This window comes from Streptomyces xanthochromogenes (genome assembly GCF_014650455.1).
Lineage (GTDB): Bacteria > Actinomycetota > Actinomycetes > Streptomycetales > Streptomycetaceae > Streptomyces > Streptomyces xanthochromogenes.
On record NZ_BMUZ01000002.1, the window covers coordinates 1 to 23982 of the forward strand.

The 23982-nt window shown below is 72.2% G+C and carries 20 protein-coding genes; 11 read left to right on the top strand and 9 right to left on the bottom strand.

What is annotated here, in order from left to right:
• Positions 1-881: NlpC/P60 family protein (locus tag IE267_RS03840; protein ID WP_189762175.1), on the bottom strand; the 881-nt coding region annotated here is incomplete at its 3' end.
• A 1468-nt stretch (positions 882-2349) separates the two neighbouring features.
• Between IE267_RS03840 and IE267_RS03845 the strand changes: the two genes are divergently transcribed.
• From IE267_RS03845 to era, 4 genes are all read left to right on the top strand, one after another.
• On the top strand, positions 2350-2832 hold the full coding sequence (locus IE267_RS03845; protein ID WP_167153342.1) for a hypothetical protein: 483 nt from the start codon (positions 2350-2352) through the stop codon (positions 2830-2832).
• Positions 2833-3195: 363 nt separating this feature from the next.
• Positions 3196-4515 (top strand): beta-xylosidase, encoded by a 1320-nt coding sequence (locus tag IE267_RS03850; protein WP_189762176.1) that lies wholly within the window; start codon positions 3196-3198, stop codon positions 4513-4515.
• A gap of 61 nt (positions 4516-4576) precedes the next feature.
• Positions 4577-5524 (top strand): WxL protein peptidoglycan domain-containing protein, encoded by a 948-nt coding sequence (locus IE267_RS03855; RefSeq protein WP_189762177.1) that lies wholly within the window; start codon positions 4577-4579, stop codon positions 5522-5524.
• Between the two features lie 310 nt (positions 5525-5834).
• Positions 5835-6788, top strand: a complete 954-nt coding sequence (gene era / locus IE267_RS03860; RefSeq protein WP_161244641.1) for a GTPase Era — start codon at positions 5835-5837, stop codon at positions 6786-6788.
• A 123-nt stretch (positions 6789-6911) separates the two neighbouring features.
• Here the strand turns inward: era and IE267_RS03865 are convergent, their stop codons facing one another.
• The 4 genes from IE267_RS03865 to IE267_RS03880 form a co-directional block, all read right to left on the bottom strand.
• Positions 6912-8366, bottom strand: coding sequence for a serine hydrolase domain-containing protein (locus IE267_RS03865; RefSeq protein WP_189762178.1), 1455 nt, complete (start codon positions 8364-8366; stop codon positions 6912-6914).
• Between the two features lie 125 nt (positions 8367-8491).
• Entirely contained in the window at positions 8492-9310 is an 819-nt protein-coding gene (locus IE267_RS03870) for a GNAT family N-acetyltransferase (protein WP_161244639.1), read from the bottom strand.
• A 52-nt stretch (positions 9311-9362) separates the two neighbouring features.
• Positions 9363-9629: a protealysin inhibitor emfourin gene (locus tag IE267_RS03875; protein WP_161244636.1), complete on the bottom strand. Its 267-nt coding sequence runs from the start codon at positions 9627-9629 to the stop codon at positions 9363-9365.
• Between the two features lie 45 nt (positions 9630-9674).
• The gene (locus IE267_RS03880) at positions 9675-10751 is read right to left on the bottom strand and encodes a M4 family metallopeptidase (RefSeq protein ID WP_189762179.1); all 1077 of its coding nucleotides are present in this window, start codon (positions 10749-10751) and stop codon (positions 9675-9677) included.
• A gap of 337 nt (positions 10752-11088) precedes the next feature.
• On the opposite strand from IE267_RS03880, the gene leuA reads away from it, so the two are divergent.
• Positions 11089-12846 carry a 2-isopropylmalate synthase gene (gene leuA, locus IE267_RS03885; RefSeq protein ID WP_189762180.1) on the top strand — a complete coding sequence of 586 codons (1758 nt, stop codon included), beginning with the start codon at positions 11089-11091 and terminating at the stop codon, positions 12844-12846.
• 104 nt (positions 12847-12950) lie between these two features.
• Here leuA and IE267_RS03890 read toward each other — a convergent pair whose 3' ends face one another.
• Positions 12951-14438 carry an MFS transporter gene (locus IE267_RS03890; RefSeq protein ID WP_229860677.1) on the bottom strand — a complete coding sequence of 496 codons (1488 nt, stop codon included), beginning with the start codon at positions 14436-14438 and terminating at the stop codon, positions 12951-12953.
• An 809-nt stretch (positions 14439-15247) separates the two neighbouring features.
• Here IE267_RS03890 and IE267_RS03895 point away from each other — a divergent pair.
• Positions 15248-15985: a tellurite resistance TerB family protein gene (locus tag IE267_RS03895; protein ID WP_373304458.1), complete on the top strand. Its 738-nt coding sequence runs from the start codon at positions 15248-15250 to the stop codon at positions 15983-15985.
• A gap of 62 nt (positions 15986-16047) precedes the next feature.
• On the opposite strand, the gene IE267_RS03900 is transcribed toward IE267_RS03895, so the two are convergent.
• Together IE267_RS03900 and IE267_RS03905 are read right to left on the bottom strand one after the other, a co-directional pair.
• Positions 16048-16329, bottom strand: coding sequence for a DUF397 domain-containing protein (locus tag IE267_RS03900; RefSeq protein WP_189762182.1), 282 nt, complete (start codon positions 16327-16329; stop codon positions 16048-16050).
• Entirely contained in the window at positions 16311-17168 is an 858-nt protein-coding gene (locus IE267_RS03905; RefSeq protein ID WP_189762183.1) for a helix-turn-helix domain-containing protein, read from the bottom strand. The genes IE267_RS03900 and IE267_RS03905 overlap by 19 nt, the downstream gene beginning before the upstream one ends.
• A 326-nt stretch (positions 17169-17494) precedes the next feature.
• On the opposite strand from IE267_RS03905, the gene IE267_RS03910 reads away from it, so the two are divergent.
• The 4 genes from IE267_RS03910 to IE267_RS03925 all read left to right on the top strand — a co-directional run bounded on the left by IE267_RS03910 (position 17495) and on the right by IE267_RS03925 (position 22105).
• On the top strand, positions 17495-17716 hold the full coding sequence (locus IE267_RS03910; RefSeq protein WP_100578312.1) for a hypothetical protein: 222 nt from the start codon (positions 17495-17497) through the stop codon (positions 17714-17716).
• A 188-nt stretch (positions 17717-17904) separates the two neighbouring features.
• Positions 17905-20067, top strand: a complete 2163-nt coding sequence (locus tag IE267_RS03915) for an MMPL family transporter (RefSeq protein ID WP_189762184.1) — start codon at positions 17905-17907, stop codon at positions 20065-20067.
• A 38-nt stretch (positions 20068-20105) separates the two neighbouring features.
• On the top strand, positions 20106-21407 hold the full coding sequence (locus IE267_RS03920; protein WP_189762185.1) for a sensor histidine kinase: 1302 nt from the start codon (positions 20106-20108) through the stop codon (positions 21405-21407).
• Complete coding sequence (locus IE267_RS03925; RefSeq protein ID WP_167153364.1) at positions 21404-22105, top strand: response regulator; 702 nt, start codon at positions 21404-21406, stop codon at positions 22103-22105. Before IE267_RS03920 ends, IE267_RS03925 begins: the two co-directional genes overlap by 4 nt.
• A gap of 74 nt (positions 22106-22179) precedes the next feature.
• Here the strand turns inward: IE267_RS03925 and IE267_RS03930 are convergent, their stop codons facing one another.
• Complete coding sequence (locus IE267_RS03930; protein WP_189762186.1) at positions 22180-22893, bottom strand: hypothetical protein; 714 nt, start codon at positions 22891-22893, stop codon at positions 22180-22182.
• 333 nt (positions 22894-23226) lie between these two features.
• On the opposite strand from IE267_RS03930, the gene recO reads away from it, so the two are divergent.
• Positions 23227-23976: a DNA repair protein RecO gene (gene recO, locus IE267_RS03935; RefSeq protein WP_161255363.1), complete on the top strand. Its 750-nt coding sequence runs from the start codon at positions 23227-23229 to the stop codon at positions 23974-23976.
• Positions 23977-23982 lie beyond the last annotated feature (6 nt).

Consider the following 23982-nt stretch of genomic DNA (forward strand, 5'->3'; position numbering starts at 1 on the left):
TAGTTGAGGCGGTCCGCGTTCACATGCGCGCCGAACCCGGTGGCGATCTTGTGGTAGTTGGAGAATCCGTTGCCCGTGCCGTCGGCGGCGGTGATCGAACCGTCCGACTCCAGCGCGACCAGATCGGCCTTCCCGTCGCCCGTCAGGTCGCCGCTTCCGGCGTCGGTGATGTTGTCGTAGCGACGGGGGCTGAAGGTGCCGTGACCGGGGAAGTACGGGTAGTCGATGGTGCGTGCGATGCCACCGCTGCCGCCGGACTCCTCCAGGCCGTTGTACTTGGTGTGGTCGGCGTTCGCCCACCCGTTGAAGATCACCACGTGGCCGTCGTTGCCCGCCGAGGGGTTCAGCAGGATGTCGCCCGGCTTCAGGTCCTCCTTCGCGATCGACGAGGAGAAGCCGCCCAGCGTGGGGGTGGTCTCACCCCAGTTGTTGGAGGCGGAGGTGGCCAGGTTCCAGGCCATCGAGACGAAGCCGGAGCAGTCCGTGCGGTACCGCTGGCCGAAGGACGTCAGGTAGGAGGTCTGGCTGTAGGGGACGCCGGCGTCGGTCCACGTCTTCGCCCGGGATATGACCTCGTCCCGGCTGATCTGTCCGCCCACCGAACTCGCGGCGAGCGACCTCGCCTGCGGGGCTGCGAACAGGCCGTTCTTCTTGGCGGCGGCGTCGAGTTGGGCCCGCGTCGCGTTGGTCGGGTTGGGCACGGTCGGGGTGAACGGGGTGATCCCGCTCAGGTCCGCGGCCGGTGCCGAGGCCGAGGCGACCGGGGCCGTGGGCTGCGGGGCGGCACCTGCCGGGACGGCCAGGCCGAGGACCACGGAGGCCAGCGAGGTGGCGAGCAGGGTGGCACGCACGGCGACGGTACGACGGGGCATGCGGGACATGAGGTGTCTCCAGGAAATTCGGGCAGGCCTGAACAGGCCTGGGGGTGGCGAAAGAGGTGCCTGACCGCCCGCGGCGGACGCGTCAGGAAGCGTGAGGCAGCACCGGGCCGGGCAACGGCCACCGGACGAGGCCGGTGCTCGCGGAAGCGTCGCGGCCCGCAAAGCAGCCGGGTGCGACGGGAGTTGGGGGGTGACGCCGGCCCGGTGTTGCGGTGCTGGCAGCCGGGCGGGCCGTCAGGGGAGCTGAAGGGGCTGAAGGGTGTGGCGTGCTCGCTCGGTGATGCGATTTGCGTAACTGGGCTGACAGCGACGGGAGTTGCGGGAGGCGCTGCTCATTCGGTGTAGCGGAGTGCGCAACGGAGCTTCCGTGCACACGGGTTGAGGACGGCAGGGGGGCGGCGTATGCGGTGTCGGAAGGTGGGAGCCACGCGGGTGCGGCCGCGGGTGTGGTGTCAGACGGTGGGCGCCACCGCGGCATGGCCGGGGGCGGCCGGCCCTCCCCGCGCCCGCAGGAAGAACCCGCAGCCAGGCGAACCCGGCGGGGCCTGCCCGGCACGGCACGGGCACCCGCGCCTCACCCGCCACGGCCCTCCGGCACTGAGCCGCCGCACCCGGATCGCCGGCTCCGAGCACGGGTTCTTCCGTCCGGCCGCCCCGCCGGGTTCACCCGGGTCCGGCTGCCCGCCGTCTGCGCCGGGGCGCCGAGGCCGGCCACCGAGGCCATGGGTGCGAGGGCCGCGGTGGCGATTGGACGGGCAGTCGCGGACATGGTGTTCCCCCTGGTCGGTCACGGTTCTTCGGCGTCTGCGGCCGATACGGATGGTGCGAGGACTTACCCGGCCGGTCGGCGGCTTGTTGCCCCCGCCTCCCTTCCGGTGAGCACCATCCTGTCCCGCCGGCAACGCCCCAGGAAGAGCTTTCCGGTGGCACCAAAGTGGCTGGCGCCTAGGTGCCAGCCTGGGTGGTCCATGTCGTGCCCGGACCCCGGACCCCGGACCCCGGGCCCTGACCCCGGGCCCTGACCCCGGGCCCTGACCCCGGGCCCTGACCCTGCGCCCCGGCCCTGCGCCCCGGCCCCGCTCCGGCCTCGGATCGTGTCCGGCGGGCGGAGGAGGGTGTAGGGGGCGGCGGCTCGACCCGTTAAGAATCAACGCGACGCCCCTTGTAATCCACAGCCACCCGCGCATCAATGGACGACAGTCGATCCGACGACCCGTCAGATCCAGGCGACGGACCGGCGCGGGGTGCAGAGCCGCAACCCCGCACCGGAGTCGGACGCACTCCCTCCGCGCAAGCGAAAGCACAACGCAGCAGCACCGCACCGCACCAGCACAACGCACCCCCGCCCCCGTAGAGCCATGCCCGCACGCCCGCGCACCCGTGCGCGTGGGCCACGCGGGGGCCGCTGCGCGGTCGTGTGTCGATGGACGCGGCAGACGATCAACTCCCTGTAACGGGAAGGGGAATCATGCGTAACAGCACCAGCAGGCCGGTCGCGCGGGCCGCACTCGCGGTGGGGGCGGTGGCCGTGGCGGGCCTCGCCTTCGCGCCGAGCGCCGCCGCCGTCACACCCACCACGGCGACCGCCACGTACGACTGCGGAACCTGGGGCGGGGGCGGCGCCACCCTCACCGCCACCCAGAGCGGCACCGCCGCGACCATCACGTTGACCTCGGCCGTCACCACCCCGGTCGCCGTCGGCGCCAACCAGATCAGCGCGACCCTGACCCTCGCCAAGGGAGGCGGCGGCACCAGGGTGTTCACCGGCAAGGCCAACCCCGCGCTGCCCGCGGGCAGTTCGGTCAAGATCGGCCCGCTGAAGGGCACCGTCGCCGCCGGTGACAGCCTCAACTCGTACTTCGCCGGCACCGCCCTGAAGATGGTGATCTTCGGGGTCACGGTGAACTGCGACGCGACGACCTCCCAGTCGCCGGGCCCGTTCGTCTTCTGACCCACGGGCCGGCCCGCGGCCACAACTGACGTGCAACGACTGACGTACAACGACCGACGCACGACAGTTGATGCACGACAGCTGATGCACGACGACCGACGCACGACAGCTGATGCACGACAGCTGACGCACAACCGCGCAGAACGAGCCGGTGCCGTCCCGGGCGGCGCCGGCTTTTCGTGTGCCCCGGCACCGGCGCGCGCGGCGCGAAATGCCGCAATCCGCCGGGATCTTGACAGTATCTGATGGGTCATCAGTTGCTGCGCCGGGATTCCATTGACTTCTTTTCGCCCCGAGCCGTCAATGGCCCCCTGTCGGCGCAGCCGAGCCGCGCTGTGCCACTTCAGGAAGGGGGGCAAGCCCATGTCGGAACGTCGAAGACGGCGTCTGGCCGCCGTGTTGGGGGCGGTCGCACTCGCCGCCGGGACCGGCGCGCTCGCCGCACCCGCGAGCGCACTGGCCGCGACGCCCGTCGATTTCGCCACGCACTGCATCCCGCCGGCCATCGCCGGCATCCCGCCCATCGACGGCACCACGAACGCCACCGTCACCGTCGACAAGGCGGCGCCCAAGGTCGGCGACAAGGTCACCGTCACCTACACGGTGAACAAGCCCGCCGCCAGCAACCCCGTCGACATCGCCCTGCCCGCCGACATCATGACCCCGACCGGAAAGGTCGTCCTCGCGGGTGCCCAGACCGGCACCGTGGACGTGACCGGCCCCAAGAAGAACGCCCCGGTGCCCGGCAAGGGCGCGTTCCCGGCGTTCTCCATGAGCGGCAGCTTCACCGCCACCAAGGCCGGTGCGATCAACCTCTCGCCCGGCGACTACAACATCCACACCAGCTACATCATGGAGCTGGACACCCCCTGCACCGTCACCAACCCGCCCGCGCCCGTCTCCGAGACGGTCAACGCCACGGACGGCGGCGGCCAGGTCAACCAGCGTGCCATCACGGCCGACCCGGCCTCGGGCCAAGCCGGTGACCGCACGACGGTCAGCGGGTCCAAGTTCACCCCGAACGCGGACGTCACCGTCGCGGGCTGGAACGGCACCGCCACCACCGCCGACAAGATCACCTTCAAGGCGGACGCCAACGGCGACTTCACCGCCCGGCCGAAGATCACCGACCCGGCGACCACCGGGATCGTGGCCTACGAAGGGGCGGCCTGGGACCCGGCGAACGGCGCCGGCCCGGTGGCGTACACGGTCAACAGCGGGCCCCCGCCCACCGGACCGAGCCAGAAGCTCAACACCTCGGTGAACGCAGGTACGTTGGCGATGACCCAGGCCGGTGACAGCGTCGACCTCCAGGCCGTCGACTTCGGCAAGGGCGGCGCCTCCACCGGCGATCTGCAGACGGTGACGGTCCAGGACTTCCGCGGCGGCCCCGCGGGCTGGTCCCTGACCGGCAAGGTCACCGACTTCACCGGCCCCGCCGGAACCATCGACGCGGGCAGACTCGGCTGGACCCCGGCCTGTTCCGCCAAGGCGGGCTCCCCGTCCGTATGTGCGGCGGGCTCGGCCGGCAGTGTCGGCAGCGCGGGTGCGACCCTCGCCTCCACCCCGAACGCCGCGCTCACCGGCGGCGAGTTCACCGTGGACGCGAAGCTCTCGCTCGACGTGCCGGCGTTCACCGCGCCCGGCGCCTACAGCGGCGTACTGACCCTCACCCTCACCTGATGTCCACCCGTGGGCCGGGCGCGCACCCGGCCGGCCCACCCGTCCCCGGGGGTCCCGCACCGTGCGCAAGCTGTCCGCACTCCTCCTGGCCGTCGTGCTCGCCCTGCTCGCCGCGCCCGCGGCGCACGCCGCCGACAACGGCAACTGGTCGGTTTTTCCCGCGAGTTCGGGCGCCGCCCAGCGTCCGTACTTCTACCTCTCCGCGAACCCCGGAACCACCCTGGACGACAAGGTCACCGTCGCCAACAAGACATCGGCGCCGCTGACCTTCCGGCTGTACGGGGCCGACGCGTACAACACCGAGCGTGACGGAGGCTTCGCCGTACGCACGGAGAAGGAGCGGCAGGCGGGGGTGGGGGCCTGGACGAAGCCTGCCCGGAGCACGGTCACCGTCCCGGCCCGCTCCTCGGTCACCGTGCCCTTCACGCTCGCCGTGCCGCCGGATGCCGAGCCGGGCGATCACGTGGGGGCGCTCGTCGCCCTCGACGACCGGGTCGCGCCCGGCCCCGCCGCGAACGGGAAGGTCGCGGTCGGCATCCAGCAGGCGGTCGGCGCGCGGGTCTATCTGCGGGTCGGCGGGCCCACCGTGCCCGCGCTCGCCGTCGAGAACGTCTCGCTCTCCCAGCACCGGCCGCTGGTACCCGGCGCGGGGGAGAGCCGCACGGACATCACGTACACGCTGCACAACCGGGGCAACGTGACCCTGAACCCGGCGGTCCGGCTGAGCGCGACCGGCCTCTTCGGCCGTACGCTGCTCGGCCGGGGCCTGACGAAGGTGCCGTCGGAGCTGTTGCCCGGGCAGCGGGTCACGCTCACCGAGGCGTGGCGCGGGTCGCCCCAACTGGACTGGGGCGACGTCAAGTTGACCGCGACGGCGAAGGGGGCGTCGGGCTCGGGCGGGGCGTCGTTCCTGGCCCTGCCCTGGCTTCCCCTGGCGATCCTGCTGGCCGCGGCCGCGGCCTTCACGGGCCACCGCGTCCTGCGCCGCCGCGCCGCCGCCCGCGCCTAGGGTGCCCCCAGCCCGGACTGGGGCCCGTTCGCGCAGTTCCCCGCGCCCCTAGACCCGTTTTCGTCCTCGGGCCGTGCGGGGCTGGTCGCGCAGTTCCCCGCGCCCCTAGCAGGATCGGTGCGGGCCCGCACGAGCATCTTCAGCCCGTCATGGGGGTCCCCCCTGGCCCTTGAGGCCTTGGGGGAGTTCGAGGACGAGCGCCGTTCAGGCGCGATATGGGGGTGCAGGGGGCGGCGCCCCCGCAGGGGTCTGGGGCGGAGCCTCAGGGGGCGTGGGCGGCGCGGCGCCCGGGATCGGGGAGAATGGCGGCATGAGCGCTCGTACCCCTGCCGCCGACACCTCCGCAGCCCCCACCCACCGGGCCGGCTTCGCCTGCTTCGTCGGCCGCCCCAACGCGGGCAAGTCCACCCTCACGAACGCTCTGGTCGGGCAGAAGGTGGCCATCACCTCCAACCGCCCGCAGACCACCCGGCACACCGTGCGCGGCATCGTGCACCGCCCCGACGCCCAGCTGATCCTGGTCGACACCCCGGGCCTGCACAAGCCGCGCACGCTGCTCGGCGAGCGCCTCAACGACGTCGTCCGCACCACCTGGGCCGAGGTCGACGTGATCGGCTTCTGCCTGCCCGCCGACCAGAAGCTCGGGCCCGGCGACAAGTTCATCGCCAAGGAACTCGCCGGGATCAAGAAGACCCCCAAGATCGCGATCGTCACCAAGACGGACCTGGTCGACTCCAAAACCCTGGCCGAACAGCTCATCGCCGTGGACCAGCTCTCCAAGGAGCTCGGCTTCGAGTGGGCGCAGATCGTGCCGGTCTCGGCGGTCGGCGACCAGCAGGTCCAGCTGGTGGCGGACCTGATCATTCCGCTGCTCCCCGAGAGCCCCCCGCTCTACCCCGAGGGCGACCTCACCGACGAGCCCGAGCAGGTCATGGTCGCCGAGCTGATCCGCGAGGCCGCCCTGGAAGGCGTACGCGACGAGCTGCCGCACTCCATCGCCGTCGTCGTGGAGGAGATGATCCCGCGCGAGGACCGTCCCGCCGACAAGCCGCTCCTGGACATCCACGCCAACGTCTACATCGAGCGCCCCAGCCAGAAGGGCATCATCATCGGCCCCAAGGGCAAGCGCCTGAAGGAGGTCGGCATGAAGTCCCGCAAGCACATCGAGGCGCTGCTCGGCACGCCCGTCTTCCTCGACCTGCACGTCAAGGTCGCCAAGGACTGGCAGCGCGACCCCAAGCAGCTGCGCAAGCTCGGCTTCTGAGCCCCGCGCGTCCCGGTGCGCACCGACCGCCCGGTACGCCCCATTCGGTACACACCGACCCCCGCCGCGTGCAGCTCACGGCGGGGGTCGGTGCGTACGGGGCCGGGACGGGCCGGGCGAGGGTCAGGAGACCTTCGGGGCGCAGCGCATGCCGATGTAGCAGCAGGGCGTGCCGTCCGGAAGGGTGGCGAACACGACCGGCATCCAGTCCGCGCTGTACGCGCCCGAGCCCGCCCCCGCGAACACCGTGTCCGTCACCGCCACCAGGTCCATCTCCAGCGGCGGCGAGAAGTCCTTCATGCCGCCGACGAACTCGTACACCAGGTGCGCCCGGCCGTCCTGCCGCTCGGAGACGGTGATGCGTACGCCCTCGCGCTCGTACGTCCCGGTCAGCGGCGCCAGGTCCACCGCGACCGGCTCGGCGGGCGGCTCGAAGGGCGCGGGCATCCGGACGGCGGCGAGGTCGCCGAGCAGTTCGCTGAAGAGCTCCTCGTAGAGGCGGCGCGCGTCGCCGCCGTTGGTGAGCAGCACGAGCGCGAGGCCCGCGCTCGGCACCACCCGCAGGAAGCCGTACTGGCCGATCGACGCGCCGTCGTGGCCGAATCCCTGCACGCCGTTCCAGTCGTACAGCGTCCAGCCGAGCCCCCAGCCGTCCGCGTGGACGGTCCACTTGTCGGGGGAGTCGACCTCGCGGGCCTGCATCGCGGCGACGCCCGCCGGGGAGAGCAGCCGGGTCCCGTCGGGGGCGGTGCCGCCCGCGAGGTGCATCCGCGCGAACCGGGCCACGTCCCCCGCGCTGGCGATGACCCGGCCGTACGGGCCCGCCGAGCGCGGCATGAGGTCCCAGGCCGGGGCCGGCTCGGGGTCCTTGCCGTACTCGCCGAGGTGTCCCATCGCGGCCCGGAACCGGAGGGCCTCCTCGGGCAGGGTCATCGTCCGGTCCAGGCCGAGCGGGGTCAGCAGCAGGTCCTTGAGGGCCTGGTCCCACGTCGTGCCGTGCAGCACCTCGACGATCCGGCCCAGGACGTTGAAGCCGAGGCTGCTGTACGAGCAGGCGCTGCCGGAGGGGCAGTCGAGCGCGACGCCCTTCGCGGCGTCGACATAGCGCTCGACACAGTCGTCCCCCCGGCCCGAGTCATAGGTGAAGTCGCAGGTCAGGCCGCTGGTGTGGGAGAGCAGCTGCCGGGGCGTGATGGTGCGGCTCGCCGCTTCGTCGGCAACGGTGAAGTCGGGCAGCACCGTGCGTACGGGCGCGTCCAGGTCCAGCCGGCCGGCGTCGGCGAGCCGCATGATCAGCGTCGCGGTGTACGTCTTGGCGAGCGAGCCGAGCTGGAAGACCGAGTCGGTGGTCGCCTCGACGCCGGTGCCGGTGTGCAGCACCCCGCTCGCCAGCTCGTGGACCGTGTCGTGGCTGAGCACGGCTAGGGTGGCGCCCGGCACGTGATGCGTCTTGCGCAGGGTGTCGAGCCTGGCCTGCCACCGGCCCAGGTCGAACCGGGTGCCGCCGGAGTCGCCCGCCCCCCACGCACCCTCGGCCCGCCAGTTGCCCCGCTCGTCCCGGCTCACGTTCTTCGACACCGCTCGCTCCCTCTTGGTGCGCACCACTGACGCGTACAACGTTCTCCCGTTGCGCACACCGTACGCAGGAAGATCGAGGGGGCGCAAGAGCGCACGCTTGCGTCCGTGCGCGGGCCCAACGGCCCTCAGGAGCCTGGGAGTTCGGCGATCAGGGCGGTGCCTGCCGGACGGAAGCCGAGCGTGGCGTACATCCGGGCCACATCGGTGTCGCCCGCGGACAGGAACACCGTGGTCACCCCGGCGGCCCGCGCATCGGCGACCAGGGCCGCGGTGACCGCGCGCCCGAGTCCCCTGCGGCGCGCGGAAGGCAGGGTGCCCACCCCCACGATCTCGGTGACCGCACCCACCGGGTTGTGCATCCCGGAGCAGAGCGGCAGGCCGTCCTCGAAGGCGGCCGCGATCGCGGTGCGGCCCGCGCGGATGCGTTCGGCCACCTGCTCCGCCCGGCCGTCACCGGCACGGGAGGTGATCTCGGCGGCCAGTTCGGCCGGGCCCGCCTCCCCAACTCCCGTACCGGGAGCGGCGAATGCGAGGTGCGGCACGACGAGCGCCGCGTGCAGCAAGGGGTCGGCCGCGTCGAGGACCCGTACCTGGGGGTGCGGATCGGCGGCGGGGGCGTCGGCGTGGAGGACCATCAGGGGATGCTCGTGCACCGCGAGGCCCGACTTCTCGACCGCCGCCCGCAGCCCCGGGCTCACCTCGGCCACCCACTCGAACGCCTCGGGCGCCCCGAGCGCGCGCTGGCGGGCCCGCACCGCGTCCACGTCGGCGGCCGTGACCGGCCCCACGTGACCGAGCGTGGGCCGGGCGTAGAACGGCCAGCCCGCACCCTCGCGGACGAAGAGGGTCAGCGGCCCGAAGTCCTCGGCACGCGCCGAACTCCGGGGAGCCGCGTCGTAGTAGTGCTCAAGACCGTCCAGGGTGGCGCGGGGAGGGATGCTCATGGGGCGATCCAAGCAGGGGACCGCCCCGCCCGCACGCGCCTTTCCCCGGCGTCTACGCTCCCTCCTTCAACACCCTTGAGATCAGCTCGCGTTGAGCATCCGTCAGATACGGGTCGGCGCAGTGGACGGGCCGGCCGTCCACGGTGATCGTGTAGTGGAAGCCGTCCGGCACCCCGAGGGGCGGTTCGTCGTGCCCCTCGTCGAGCGCCGCCTTCACCAGGGCGTGCCATTCCGCGGCGTCGGGCCTGCCCGTGGTGTCGACCTCGGCCCGGCGCTCGATGCCGGCGAATCCTCCTGAGCGGGAAACCTCGATACGCATGGCCTCTGTCTAGCAGCCGCGGTCCGGTACGTCAGCACGTACGGCTCAGGAGGCCGGAACCCCCACCTGCGACCACGCTTTCCGGACTGCCTGGGTCTCGGCGCCGTCGCCGTAGCGGTCCCGCGCCGCGATCACGGTCAGCCCGGCGAAGTCCTTGAACATCGCCTGACTGCCGAGGCGGCCGCAGGTGAGCACGTCGTACCAGATCTGACCCGCGTGCTCCCAGGCCTTGCCGCCGAGCGCGTCGGCGACCAGGTAGAACGCGTGGTTGGGGATGCCGGAGTTGATGTGCACACCGCCGTTGTCGCGGCCCGTCGTGACGTACTGGTCCATCGTGGCGGGCTGCGGGTCCTTGCCCAGCACCGCGTCGTCGTAGGCCGTGCCCGGCGCCTTCATCGAGCGCAGCGCGTCCCCGTGCACACCCGGCGCCAGCAGGCCCGCGCCGATCAGCCAGTCCGCCTGGTGGGCGTCCTGGTCGAGGGCGTACTGCTTGACGAGGGAGCCGAAGACGTCCGACATGGACTCGTTCAGGGCGCCCGGCTGGCCGAAGTAGGTCAGGTTCGCGGAGTGCTGGGTGACGCCGTGCGTGAGTTCGTGGCCGATGACGTCGACGGGCAGCGTGAAGTCCAGGAAGATCTGGCCGTCACCGTCGCCGAACACCATCTGGCTGCCGTTCCAGAAGGCGTTGTTGTAGCTGTTGTCGAAGTGGACCGTGGCGTCGAGCGGCATGCCGTTGCCGTCGATCGAGTGCCGCCCGTACGCCTGGAGGTACAGCTCGAAGGTGGCGCCGAGCCCGGAGTAGGCGCGGTTCACGGTCGCGTCCTGGACCGGCGGCTCGCCCTCGCCGCGCACCCGGCGGCCGGGCAGCGTGGTGGAGTGCTGGGCGTCGTACACGGTGCGCTGCGGCTGGTCGGCGGCGGCACCCGCGGGCGGGGCGGCCGGCTCGGCGCCGAGGACGGTGGTCAGCCGGCGTTCGGTGCGCTGCGCGGCATCCGCGACGAAGGTCCGTCGGGCGATCCGGGCGAGCGCGGGGTCCTCGGCCTCGATGAGCCGGTCGAAGACATGGGGCGGGACGATGGTGCAGAAGACCGGGTTGAAAACCGGGTTGGTGGTGGCGTCCATGGCCGAAAATGTGGCACTGGGTCATGGTGCTGTCACTAGTCGCCACCATGATTGTGGAGCGTGCTTTCCCTACGACCGTTCCCGGCCACCACCGGCACCCGCCAGTGGCGAGGTATACATCACTTTTTGTCCGGGTATGCCGTGGCGTCCCGCATACTGATACGGGTCCGGCGCTCCCGCCGACCCTCGGCTAGGCTGCGGCATCATGCGTATCGGGCTGCTTCTTCTTAGCTGCCGCGGCGAGGGCCTGTAGTCGTAGGCCGACCCCCTCCCCGCGGGATCTGGTGTTGCGCTCGACAGTCGGCCGTCCCTCTCACCGCCCGAGGAGCCGCACGCCATGTCTCAGCCCGTTGGTCGCCCCACCCCCGTCACCAACGCCACCCGGATGCAGAAGCCGTCCGGGATGCCGGTCCACAAGTACGGCCAGTACGACGCCGTGGACATCCCCGACCGCACCTGGCCCGACGGCCGCATCACCCAGGCCCCCCGCTGGCTGTCGACCGACCTGCGCGACGGCAACCAGGCGCTGATCGACCCGATGAGCCCGGCCCGCAAGCGCGAGATGTTCGACCTGCTGGTGCGCATGGGCTACAAGGAGATCGAGGTCGGCTTCCCCTCCTCCGGCGAGACCGACTTCAACTTCGTACGGTCCATCATCGAAGAGGGCGCGATCCCCGAGGACGTGACGATCTCCGTCCTGACCCAGGCCCGCGAAGAGCTGATCGAGCGCACCGTGGAGTCCCTGCGCGGCGCCCACCGCGCCACCGTCCACCTGTACAACGCGACCGCCCCCACCTTCCGCCGGGTCGTCTTCCGCGGCACCAAGGAGCAGGTCAAGCAGATCGCCGTGGACGGCACGCGGCTGGTCATGGAGTACGCGGACAAGATCCTGGGCGACGAGACGATCTTCGGCTACCAGTACTCGCCGGAGATCTTCACGGACACCGAGCTGGACTTCGCGCTGGAGGTCTGCGAGGCGGTGTGTGACGTCTGGCAGCCCGAGGAGGGCCGCGAGATCATCCTCAACCTGCCTGCCACGGTGGAGCGTTCGACGCCGTCCACGCACGCGGACCGCTTCGAGTGGATGAGCCGCAACCTGACCCGGCGCGAGCACGTGTGCCTGTCCGTGCACCCCCACAACGACCGCGGCACCGCCGTCGCGGCGGCCGAGCTGGCGATCATGGCCGGCGCCGACCGCATCGAGGGCTGCCTGTTCGGCCAGGGCGAGCGCACCGGCAACGTCGACCTGGTGACCCTGGGCATGAACCTGTTCTCGCAGGGCGTCGACCCGCAGATCGACTTCTCCCAGATCGACGAGATCCGCCGCACCTCCGAGTACTGCAACCAGATGGAGGTCCACCCGCGCCACCCCTACGCGGGCGACCTGGTCTACACCGCCTTCTCCGGCTCCCACCAGGACGCCATCAAGAAGGGCTTCGACGCGATGGAGGCCGACGCGGCCGCCCAGGGCAAGACCGTCGACGACATCGAGTGGGCCGTCCCGTACCTGCCCATCGACCCCAAGGACGTCGGCCGCTCCTACGAGGCCGTCATCCGGGTCAACTCGCAGTCCGGCAAGGGCGGTATCGCCTACGTCCTGAAGAACGACCACAAGCTGGACCTGCCGCGCCGCATGCAGATCGAGTTCTCGAAGATCATCCAGCAGAAGACGGACGCGGAGGGCGGCGAGGTCACCCCCACCGCGATCTGGTCGGTCTTCCAGGACGAGTACCTGCCCAACCCCCAGAACCCGTGGGGCCGCATCCAGCTGCGTTCCGGCCAGACGACGACGGACACGGACGGCCGCGACACCCTGACCGTCGAGGCGGTCGTCGACGGTACGGACACGGTCCTGACCGGCACCGGCAACGGCCCGATCTCCGCCTTCTTCGAGGCGCTGGCCGCCACGGGCGTGGACGCGCGGCTGCTGGACTACCAGGAGCACACGATGAGCGAGGGCGCCTCCGCGCAGGCCGCCTCCTACATCGAGTGCGCGATCGACGGTGTCGTGCTGTGGGGCATCGGCATCGACGCGAACACGACGCGGGCGTCGCTGAAGGCGGTCGTCTCCGCCGTGAACCGCGCGGCCCGCTGACCCGTCGCGTCGCCGGGCCCCGCGGTGAACTGCCGGGCCCGCCAACGCCGTTGCCACCCCGGGCCGCCGCCCCGCCCTCAGGGCAGGGCGGCGGCCCGGCTGCTTCAGCCGTTCCGCCCGGTCGCCCGCCTGGGCAGGCAGAACATCAGGCCCCACATCAGGACGAGGCTGCCGCCGGCCCACCACAGCACCCCGGTGAAAGCGTCCCGGTTGACCGCGCCGTCGGATCCGCCGCCGGTGACGGCGAAGAACAGGACGGCGGTCAGCGCGGTCCCGAGGGCGATGCCCAGATGCATCGCCGTGTTGAAGAGACCCGAGGCCGAACCCGCGTTCTCGTGCGGGACGTCGGCGAGCGCCATGTCGGCGAGCGGGCCGCCGACCATGCCGAGACCGAAGCCGATCAGCACCACCGGACCCGTCATCGCAACCAGGGTCAAGTCGGCCTGGAGGCAGCCGATTTGGACTCCGTACGCGGCCATCGAGGCGAGCGCGACCGCGGCTCCGGCCTGGGGCAGCCGACGGGCGAAGCGCCCGGCGCTCTTCGCGGCGATCGTCGCACCGGCCAGTTCTCCCAGCGAGAGCAGCACGAAGGCCAGGGCCGCGTGGAAGGGACTCATGCCCAGGCCGCGCTGGAGGTAGAGCGTCCAGGTCATGAAGAACAGGCCGCACAGCAGGCCGAGCGTCAGCTGCGCGGAGAGCCCGCCGGTGAACCGCCTGCTCCGGAACACGGACAGCGCCACCAGCGGGGCACGGTTCTGCTTGCCCCGCTGGTGGCGGAGGAAGACACCGAGGACGAGGAGTCCGGCACCGAGCATGGCGAAGCACCACAGCGGCCAGTGATGGGTGTGGCCCTCGGTGAGCGGGAACAGGACGAGGACGATGGCCAGCGCGGACAGCAGCATGCCGGTGAGGTCGAGCCGGTCGGCCCGCTCCGCGGTCGACTCGGGGATCACCTTGCGTCCCAGGACGATCACGGCGAGGCCGACGGGCACGTTGATCAGGAAGATCGGCCGCCACGACAGCCCGAACAGGTCGGCCTCGGTGAGCAGCCCCCCCAGGACCGGGCCCAGCACGTTCGCGAGCGAGAGGACCGCTCCGTAGAGGCCGAAGGCCCTGCTGCGGTTCTCGCCGTCGAAGGTGACGTGGAGGGTGGCCAGGACCTGCGGAATCATCAGAGCCACGCCGACGCCCTGGAGCACACGGGCGCCGATCAGTACCGCGGGTCCGGTGGCGAGGCCGCACAGCAGCGAGGCCGTAAGGAACACGACGGTACCGATGAGCAGGATTCTGCGTCGGCCGTGGATGTCGCCGAGGCGCCCCCCTGTGATCAGACCGACGGCGACCGTCAGCGAGTAGCCGGCGGTCAGCCACTGCACCGCCGCCGGGCCGGCCCCGGTCGACGACTGGATCGCGGGCAGGGCCGTGAGGACGACCGACTGGTCGAGGATGTCCATGAGCTCGGCGACCAGGAGCACCAACAGGGCGATCCGGGCGGCCAGGGTCATCTTCCGCGGTGGGCGCGACGGAGATGGAGTGCGGGACGGGGTTTCGGTGATGTGCTGCGGCTCGTTGCCGAGCGCGTGGGAAGACACGGGAGGGACTCCTGATCCAGGGAACCGGGGAGTCAGTCCTGCCCTCGACCGCGCGGGGATCGGCACACATCACACCCGGGGCGGACGGCAGAGCTGCACCCGGGGAACGACCAATGATGGGCGACGCAACTCAAGCCAACGCGAGTCCGCCCCCGCACACGTGCGAACGCTCGGCACGTGGGGGAACTGCGGACCGCTACCGGGCCTGGGGGATAAAAACACCTCGAAGTCGCCACAGATGGAACGGGGAGCCTGCGTGCCGCGACTGCCGGAGCCGCGGCCCCTCCACGGTACGTCATCCCCTCGGCGCGGCCCGTGGGTGGCCGGTCGCGCAGTTCCCCGCGCCCCTTGACCCCGTTTTCGTCCGTCCGTCGGGGGTGGCTGGTGGCGCAGTTCCTCGCGCCCCTGAGCCTGTTTTCGGCTGCGGGCCGTGGGTGGCTGGTCGCGCAGTTCCCCGCGCCCCCTAACCCGCTTTCGTCCGCGCACCGTGGTCGCTTCTCGCGCAGTTCCCCGCGCCCCTGGCGGTAGCGGTGCTGGGTCACCTACAGCCCGTCCGGCGTTTGAGGACGAGCGCCCTTAAGGCGCGAACGGGGTCTGGGGCGGAGCCCCAGGGGGACCCGGAACCAACCAACCCCGCGCATACGGGCGGGCGGGTGGGCAAAATCCCCGGGGTCTGGGGCGGAGCCCCAGGGGGCCGGAATTCGCCAAGCGGGGGCACCTCCTCCTCCCGGGGAGCTGACGCCACCGCGTCGATGTGGTTAACATCACGTCAACGCGGCAACGTTGCCGGAGCGTTACGGAGGTGCGCGGTGCGGCCAGCACGGGGACAGAACGGCACGAACCTCAGCACCGGGCCGCAGCCCGGCTTCCGCCCCCGCCTGTGGTCCACCCGAACCCAGTGGCACACCGTAGGAGACGGGGAGTTCTTCTGCCCCGACTGTGGAGGCGACCGCAACTACCAGCGCCGCACCGGCCGCAGGCGTCTCGCGGTCCTCGGCATCCCCCTGGTCGCCCGCGGCACCACGGGCCCGGTCGTCGAATGCGCGGCCTGCCTCGGCCACTTCGGCACCGAGACCCTGGACCACCCCACCATCACCCGCTTCTCCGCGATGCTGCGCGACGCCGTCCACACCGTCGCCCTCGCCGTCCTCGCCGCGGGCGGCACCTCGTCCCGTACGGTCACCGGCACCGCCGTCGCCACCGTCCGGGCCGCCGGGTTCGAGGACTGCACCGAGGACCAGCTCGTCGCCCTCATCGAGGCCCTCGCCGCCGACACCGGCCGCTTCCTCGCCGACCCCGTCGACGACACCGACCCGTGCGGCGCGGCCCTGGCCATCGAACTCCACGAGGCCCTCGAACCGCTCGCCCCGCACCTCGCCCCCGCCGGCCGCGAGTCCATCCTGCTCCAGGGCGCACGGATCGCCCTCGCGGACGGCCCGTACAGCCCCGCCGAACGCGAAGTGCTCAGCACGGTCGGCGGCGCGCTCTCGCTCTGCGCGGACGACACCGCCCGACTCCTCGCGGCAGCCGCCCGGACACCGTCCTGAACCAGCCAACAGATCAAGGGAGTTGAGCCGACGACCCCGTCGGCCCGACTCCCGTACGCCTTCTAGAGCGCGCCGCTCCTGACCCCGTTCACGAACCCCTGCCAGGCTCCGCCCTCGACGACGAGAGCGGGCCCGGTGGGATTCTTGCTGTCCCGCACGGGGACGATGCCGGGGAAGTCGTCGGAGACCTCGACGCAACTGCCGCCGTTGCCGTCGCTGTACGTGCTCTTACGCCAGCGAGCGGCGCCGAGGAAGCCGTGACCGACCTCGACGCACTCGCCACCATTCCCGTCGCTGTAGCTGCTCTTGCGCCACTGAACAGAACTCAGGTCGTACTCGCGCATCGTCTGTAGTCCTCAGCCGCCGATTCCACCAGGGCGAGGGACGCCTCCGGCGACAACGCGGCAGCCCTGATCAGATCGTAGGTCGCCTGTGCGCGCTTCACCAGGGCAGGATCGTCCAGCAGATTGCCCGAAAACACCGCCTCTGTATAGGCAGTTGGAGGTGCATCCTCGAAGTCCATGAGCCGTAGTGTTCCGCTCATGACCGGCGGCGCTCCAGCCGCGAAGGGGATCACCTGTACCAGTACTGTTCTGCTCCGGGCGAGTGCAGCGATATGTGCCAGCTGTTCCCCCATGGCTGCAGGGCCGCCGACAGGGATGCGCAGCACGTTCTCGTGGAGGACGGCCCAATACACGGGCCGTGTAGCGTCCGCGAGGATGCGGGCCCGGTCCACGCGCGCGGAAACCTTGTCGTCCACGAACTCATCCAGTGCGAACGGGTGGGTCGCGATGGTCAGCGTCCGTGCGTACGGCGCGGTCTGGAGAAGTCCGGGCACCACCGCCGGGGCGAAGTCACAGATCTGGGTCGCCAGACCCTCAAGCTCGGCCGCCGCAGCGAAGTAATCCGCATACGGCGAGTCCTTGATGAGCTTGCGCCACATCCGCTCGAAAAAGCCATCGGTTTGCAGTATTTGATCGAGTCGCTGCGCCACGTCCAACTGCGGTTTGCGAATCGCCTGTTCGAACTGGCCGATGTAACCGCCGGACACGAAGACCCGCATGCCCAGCTCGGCCTGCGTCAGATCCGCCTCCTCGCGGCGGTTTTTCAGCTCAGCCCCGAAGAACTCCCAGGCGGCCTGCCGAGATCCGGGTCGCCGCCTCCTGCCTGTGTCGCCCACCATTCAACTCCCTTGCACAGCGCTGCCGTTGTAGTCGGCCCGCTCTGTCGGTCTCCCCGGTCGAGAGGTCAATGTAGAGGCGTCGGAACGGAAAGGGAATGGGAGGCTTTGGCCATGGGTGTACCCGGGAGAATCATCGAAGCGGAGTCGGTCGTAAAGGAATTGAGGGGCGCGCTCGCCCGGTCCGGAATTACGTTGCCGTCGCTCGGCCTGGACCCCATTACGTGCATGAACGAGAAACTCGGGCTGCTGATCGACCTGGGTCGCTGCACCCCGGACACCGCCCGTCGCCTCGCTGCCGTTCTGCCCGGCCCTGCGGCGGAAGGGCCGTGAGCCTCTCCCTGCCCGTGGGCGCGTACGCCGTCGACACGGGCAGCGGCAAGGTGGGCCGGGTGATGGGCCGGGCGGGGCCGTACCTGTTGCTGCGGCCGTACGGCGGGGGCCGGGAGTGGGAGTGTCTGCCGGAGGCGGTGCGGGCGGCCACCACCGTGGAGTGGCTGACGGCGGCGACGGCACATGCGAACGCGCGCAGCCGGGGCGAGGTGCTCTGATCGGTGGCACTCCCCGGGCGGGGGCGCGTTACTCCCGGGGGAGTAGCGGGGGTGGCCGGGACACCCGGGGGCGTACGGACGATCTCGGCCGTGGGCGGGACGGATTCCGCCCGGCCCGGCGGGACGCTGGATGCAGCCGGGCAGGCCGCAGGGGCCCTTCCGAGACGTCCGGCCGGAGGGGGCCCGTCATGGGGTCAGGGACACCAGGAGCGACCCGTACGCCAACTACCGTGCGCCGCAAGGCAGTTCCGTGGGGCGTGCTCGCGCTCTGGCTGATCGTGCTCGCCGTCGCCGGGTCGTTCGCGGGCAGGCTCGGGGACGTACAGCGCGACCAGACCGCCGACTATCTGCCGGCCGGAGCCGACTCCACCCAGGTCGCCAAGCTCCAGGACAAGCTGCCCGGCGGCGAGATCACCGGCCTCGTCCTCGTCTACCACCGCGACGGCGGCCTGAGCGCCGCCGACCGGGCCACCGCCGCCCGGCAGGTGGACACGGTCACCGTCCCGCCCGGCACCCCGGCCGCCCAGCCCGCGGCCGGCCTCGGCGCGGCCACCGACCCCAAGGCCTTCGCCGCCGTACGCAACGGGCCCGGCGTCACCTCCCAGGACGGCGCCACCCTCATGTACGCGGTCTCCACCGCCGCGCCCGGCAAGGACGACGACGCGAAGAAGGCCTTCGTCGAGGCCGTGCGCGACCGGGCAGCCGACACGGACGGCATGAGCGTGAAGATCGGCGGGGACGGCGCGCTCGCCGTCGACGCGCGCGGCGTGTTCGGCTCCCTCGACGGGACGCTGATGCTGGCCACCGGCCTCGTCGTCGCCCTGCTCCTCATCCTCACCTACCGCAGCCCCGTGCTGTGGCTGGTGCCGCTGCTCGTGGTCGGCGCGGGGGCGGTGAGCGCGCGGGCCGCCGTGTACGGGCTCGCCTCCTGGACCGGGATCACCGTCACCAGTCAAAGTGCCGGGATCATGACCGTGCTGGTCTTCGGCGCGGGCACCGACTACGCGCTCCTCCTCGTCGCCCGCTACCGCGACGAACTGCGCCGCACCCCGCTCCCGTACGACGCGATGCGCACCGCGCTGCGCGGCTGCGGGCCCGCGCTGCTCGCCTCGTCCGGCACGGTCGTGGCCGGACTGGTGTGCCTGCTCGCCGCCGACCTCAACAACATCAGAGGGCTCGGCCCGGTCGGCGCGGTCGGGGTGGTCTGCGCGCTCGTCGCGATGCTGACCCTGCTGCCCGCGATCCTGGTACTGCTCGGCCGCCGCGTGTTCTGGCCGCTGATCCCGGCGTACGGCAGCGAGCCCAAGCGCCGTCGGCGCGAGCTGTTCGCCGCCATGGGCGGCTCGGCCGCCAAGCGCCCGACCGCCGTACTGCTCACGGGAGTTGTGCTGCTCGGCGCCCTTGCGCTCGGCGCGTTCAACCTGCCCGGCGTGCTCAAGCAGGAGGACAGCTACACCACCGAACCCGACTCGACCGTAGCCATGACCACCCTCGCCACCGCCTTCCCCGACCGCAGCAGCCGGCCCATCGAGGTAATGACCCCGACCGGCCGCGCCGACCGTACGCTCGCCGACGCCCGTGCCGTCGACGGCGTCGCGAGCGCCGCACGCGGCCGCAGCGGCGCCGGCTGGACCGAGATCGCCGTCACCGCGAAGGCCGCCCCCGAATCGGCGGGCGAGAACGCCACCATCGAGCGGCTGCGGGATCGGCTGCCCGGCGCCCACGTCGGCGGCGCCAGCGCCCAGGCCCTCGATCTGGCCGACACCAACACCCACGACCGGCTCGTCGTCATCCCGCTCGTCCTCGGCTGCGTCCTGCTGGTCCTCGCCCTGCTGCTGCGCAGCCTCGTCGCCCCGCTGTTGCTCGTGGCCGCGGTCGTCCTGGTGTGGGGCGCGGCCATGGGCATCGGCGGCCTCGTCTTCGGCCCGGTCCTCGGCTTCGCCGGGCTCGACCCGGGGCTCCCGCTGCTGACCTTCGTCTTCCTCGTCGCCCTCGGCGTGGACTACGGCATCTTCCTGATGCACCGCACCCGCGAGGAGACCCTGCGCGGAGCCGGGCCGCGCGAAGCGGCGCTGACCGCGCTGCGGACCACCGGCGGCGTGATCGCCTCCGCGGGCATCGTGCTCGCCGCGACCTTCGCGGTGCTCGCCTCGCTGCCGCTCGTCATGTTCGTCGAACTCGGCACGATCATCGCCGTCGGAGTGCTCCTGGACACCTTCCTCGTCCGCACCTACCTCGTGACCAGCGCCAACCTGCTGCTCGGCCGGCTGGTGTGGTGGCCGGGCCGCCTCTCGCGCAGGCCGTCGGCGGCCGCCGAACCGCCGCCGGAACTGGTCGGCACCGGCCGGTGAGGGCGAGGACGGTGGGCGAGGATGGCAAGGTGGCAGACGTGAACCGACCGACCGGCCCGGGCCTCGGGGAGCGCGCGGCAGCCCTGCTGCACCGCGAACCCGGGGACAGCGCGCACCCGCTGCGCGCGGACGCCGCCCTCGCCGCGGGGGCCGGGCTGCTCGGCGCGGCCATCGCCTACGCCGACACCGCGCTGCGGCCCAGCGCGCTCGGCTGGACGCTGTTCGCCGCGTCCGCGCTCGCCCTCCTCTGGCGGCGGCGCCACCCGATGGCGGTGCTCGCCGCGATCGTGGTCTGCATCGCCCCGTACCAGCTGCTCAACAACGCCCACATGGGGACCATGCCGATCGCGATGACCGCCCTGTACACGGTCGCCGCGACCGGCACGGTCCGGCGCACCGCCACCGTCGGCGCATGCGTGGTGGCCATCGCGATCACCGGCATGTCGTTCAACGGCGTCCACGGCGTCTTCGGCGTGTTCCGCACCTCCGGCTGGCTGGTGGCCGCGCTCGTCCTCGGCGTGGCCGTGCGCAACTCCCGCGCCTACGTCGCCGAACAGCGGGCCGTCGCCGCCCGCGAGACCGAGCGCAAACTCACCGAGGAACGCCTGCGCATCGCCCGCGACCTGCACGACCTCCTCGCCCACAGCATCACCCTGATCGGGGTGCGCACGTCGGTGGCCGCCCACGTCCTGACCGCGTCCCCCGACCGGCTCGACCGGGCGGCGGTCGCGGCCGCCCTGGACTCCATCGCCGACACCTGCCGTGAGGCCCGCGCCGAACTGCGCACGACCCTGACCGTGCTGCGCGCCGGCGAGCAGGGCCCCCTGTCCGACGAGCACGGCCCGCTGCCCGACCTCGACGCGCTGGCCGATCTGGTCCGCAGCGCCGGTGCCGAGCTGACCGTGGCCACCGGGGACACGCATGTGCCGCCCGCCGTGGGGGCCGCTGCCTACCGGATCGTCCAGGAGTCCCTGACCAACGCGGTCCGCCACGCGGGCCCCGACGCCACCGCCCGGGTCCGTGTCGAGACGGCGGGCGGCCCGGTCTCCGGTCCGGTGCCCGGCCCGGTACTGCGGGTCACCGTCACCGACGACGGCCGGGGCGCGGGCCCGGCCGCGGGCGGTTCCGGCTTCGGCATCCTCGGGATGCGCGAGCGGGCCCGCAGCGTCGGCGGCACCCTGGAGGCGGGCCCGCAGCCGTCCGGCGGCTTCCGGGTCGCCGCGGACCTGCCGCTCGTACCGCGCGCCTTGGGGGACGAGCCCTTGGGGGACGAACCCATGGAGGACGAGCCCATGGAGGACGAGCCCGTGGAGGACGAGCCCGTGGAGAGGACCGCATGACCGCCGCCGTGCCGGAGGAGGCGCCCATCAGGGTGCTGCTCGCCGACGACCAGACCCTCGTGCGCTCGGCCTTCGCGATGCTCGTCGAGTCGGCGCCCGGCATGGTCGTCGTCGGCGAGGCCGGGACCGGCGCGCAGGCCGTGGAGCTCGCCCACGCGTCCCGGGCCGACGTCGTCGTCATGGACCTGCGGATGCCCGGCACCGACGGCATCGAGGCCACCCGCCGGATCGCCTCCGCCGAGGACCTCGCCGGGGTGAAGGTGCTCGTCCTGACCACGTACGACACCGACGAGAACGTGCTGGAGGCGCTACGGGCCGGTGCCTCGGGATTCCTGGTCAAGGACACCCGCCCGGCCGAACTCCTCGACGCCATCCGCACGGTGGCGGCCGGCGAGGCACTGCTCTCGCCGGGCCCGACGGCAAGCCTGATCGCCCGCGTCCTGCGCACCCCGGGCCCCGAGGCGGGCGCCGGCCCGGCCACGCTCGCCGCGCTCTCCGCCCTCTCCCTCCGGGAACGCGAGGTCCTCACCCTGGTGGCACGGGGCCTCAACAACACCGAGATCGCCGACGCGCTCGCCCTGAGCCCGCTCACCGCCAAGACCCACGTGAGCCGGATCATGGGCAAGTGCGGGGTACGCGACCGGGCCCAGCTGGTGATCCTGGCGTACGAGTCGGGGCTCGTGGTGCCGGGGGCCTGAGGCCGCCGGGGCGGCCGCGGGGAGCCGGGCGCGGGCTGCTGGTTGCCGGATGCCGGATGCCGGATGCCGGAGGATCAGTCGCGCCCCGGGCCGTCCGTGCCGGCGGGCTGGATCAGGGAGTCGTCCGAGGGCCGCGAGGGGCGCGTCTTGGAGGCACCCTTGGCCGGGTCCGAGGCGGCGGGCAGCGGCGCGAGCTCGCTGCCGTTCCAGCGCAGGGTGGTGTCCGACTCGCGGTTGCGGCCGCCCGCGGGTTCCGTGACCACGAGGTCGCTGCCGAGCGTCGCGGCACTCGTCCCGGGCCGCCCCGCGTACTCCAGCACCGCGTGCGCCTGCTCGCCGACCGCGGTGTACACCCAGAGGATGGTGCGGCCCAAGTCGTCGTAGGCCAGCACCAGTTCGCGCTTCCCGTCGCCGGTGAGGTCCGCGTACGCGGGAGGCCGCAGCCGGCACGAGGGGCCGTCCGGGCACTCCTTGAGACCGCTCTGCACCGCGCGGTCCGTCGCCGGGTCGGCGGTCAGGAGCCGCACTCCCTCGATCCGCGTCAGATCCCCGTCCGGGACGGTCACCCCCGGCACGGGCCCGCGCGCGTGGAAACCCTGGCCGGGCTTGGCGGGCGCGACGGAGCCGGGATGGTCGGGCCACAGCGGCGAGGCGGTCACCGAAGCGGAGGGCGTGGGCGCGGGCCCGTCGTCCCGCACCCCCTCACCCGCCGAGCACCCCGCGAGCACCAGCACGGCAAGCGCGTAGCCTGCGGCGCGAGCGTGCCGGGCGGGCGTGGGCAGCGGCATTCCGGTCCGTCCAGGGGGCTGAAGTCATCGGCAAACGAGTCCTGCCACAGGACAAGAGGGTCCTGCTGCCGCAATGGTGCCCTATCCCTCTGTGCGTACCCCGTGAACGGGGGGTGCGCGCGGTGTGCGGGGAGCGTGGAGCGCTTGAGGGGCAAGGGAGGAGAGGGCCGGGGTGATCCCTGCCACGCCGCTCCGCGGGGGGTGGCGTACGGGGCGCGCCTGCGGCCCCCGGGCCACGGCCGACTGGTCACGCGGTTCGCCGCGGCCGCGCACGAGGCCGGGGCCCCAGGGGGTTGCGGCCGGGGTCCGCCCGGCGTGCAGGAGAATGGGGGCATGAGTCTGTTCCGTGATGACGGCATCGTGCTGCGCACCCAGAAGCTGGGTGAGGCGGACCGCATCATCACGCTGCTCACCCGCAACCACGGACGGGTCCGGGCCGTGGCCCGGGGCGTACGGCGCACCAAGTCCAAGTTCGGGGCGCGGCTCGAACCGTTCAGCCACGTCGACGTGCAGTTCTTCGCGCGCGGCAGCGAACTGATCGGCCGCGGCCTCCCGTTGTGCACCCAGAGTGAAACCATCGCTCCGTACGGTGGCGGCATCGTCAGCGACTACGCCCGCTACACCGCGGGCACCGCCATGCTGGAGACAGCCGAACGGTTCACCGACAACGAGGGCGAACCGGCCGTCCAGCAGTACCTGCTCCTCGTCGGCGGCCTGCGCACCCTCTCCCGCGCCGAGCACGCCCCGCACCTCATCCTCGACGCCTTCCTGCTGCGCTCGCTCGCCGTCAACGGATACGCCCCGAGTTTCGAGGATTGCGCGAAATGCGGCCTCCACGGCCCCAACCGGTTCTTCTCCGTCGCGAGCGGCGGAGTCATATGCGGTGACTGCCGCGTCCCCGGCAGCGTCGTACCCTCTGCGGAGGCCCTCGGCCTGCTCAGCGCGCTGCTCACGGGGGACTGGGAGACCGCGGACGCGAGCGAGCCGAGGCATGTGCGGGAGGGCAGCGGGCTCGTATCGGCCTATCTGCACTGGCACTTGGAGCGCGGCCTGCGCTCCCTGCGGTACGTAGAGAAGAACTGAGCATCC

Excerpts from the sequence above, each read along its gene's own strand:
- IE267_RS03900 (WP_189762182.1), bottom strand. The coding sequence starts at position 16,329 with ATGCGCGAGTACGACCTGAGTTCTGTTCAGTGGCGCAAGAGCAGCTAC.
- leuA (WP_189762180.1), top strand. The coding sequence starts at position 11,089 with ATGTCTCAGCCCGTTGGTCGCCCCACCCCCGTCACCAACGCCACCCGG.
- IE267_RS03925 (WP_167153364.1), top strand. The coding sequence starts at position 21,404 with ATGACCGCCGCCGTGCCGGAGGAGGCGCCCATCAGGGTGCTGCTCGCC.
- era (WP_161244641.1), top strand. The coding sequence starts at position 5,835 with ATGAGCGCTCGTACCCCTGCCGCCGACACCTCCGCAGCCCCCACCCAC.
- IE267_RS03850 (WP_189762176.1), top strand. The coding sequence starts at position 3,196 with ATGTCGGAACGTCGAAGACGGCGTCTGGCCGCCGTGTTGGGGGCGGTC.
- IE267_RS03930 (WP_189762186.1), bottom strand. The coding sequence starts at position 22,893 with ATGCCGCTGCCCACGCCCGCCCGGCACGCTCGCGCCGCAGGCTACGCG.
- IE267_RS03870 (WP_161244639.1), bottom strand. The coding sequence starts at position 9,310 with ATGAGCATCCCTCCCCGCGCCACCCTGGACGGTCTTGAGCACTACTAC.
- IE267_RS03875 (WP_161244636.1), bottom strand. The coding sequence starts at position 9,629 with ATGCGTATCGAGGTTTCCCGCTCAGGAGGATTCGCCGGCATCGAGCGC.
- IE267_RS03905 (WP_189762183.1), bottom strand. The coding sequence starts at position 17,168 with ATGGTGGGCGACACAGGCAGGAGGCGGCGACCCGGATCTCGGCAGGCC.
- recO (WP_161255363.1), top strand. The coding sequence starts at position 23,227 with ATGAGTCTGTTCCGTGATGACGGCATCGTGCTGCGCACCCAGAAGCTG.
- IE267_RS03915 (WP_189762184.1), top strand. The coding sequence starts at position 17,905 with ATGGGGTCAGGGACACCAGGAGCGACCCGTACGCCAACTACCGTGCGC.
- IE267_RS03845 (WP_167153342.1), top strand. The coding sequence starts at position 2,350 with ATGCGTAACAGCACCAGCAGGCCGGTCGCGCGGGCCGCACTCGCGGTG.
- IE267_RS03880 (WP_189762179.1), bottom strand. The coding sequence starts at position 10,751 with ATGGACGCCACCACCAACCCGGTTTTCAACCCGGTCTTCTGCACCATC.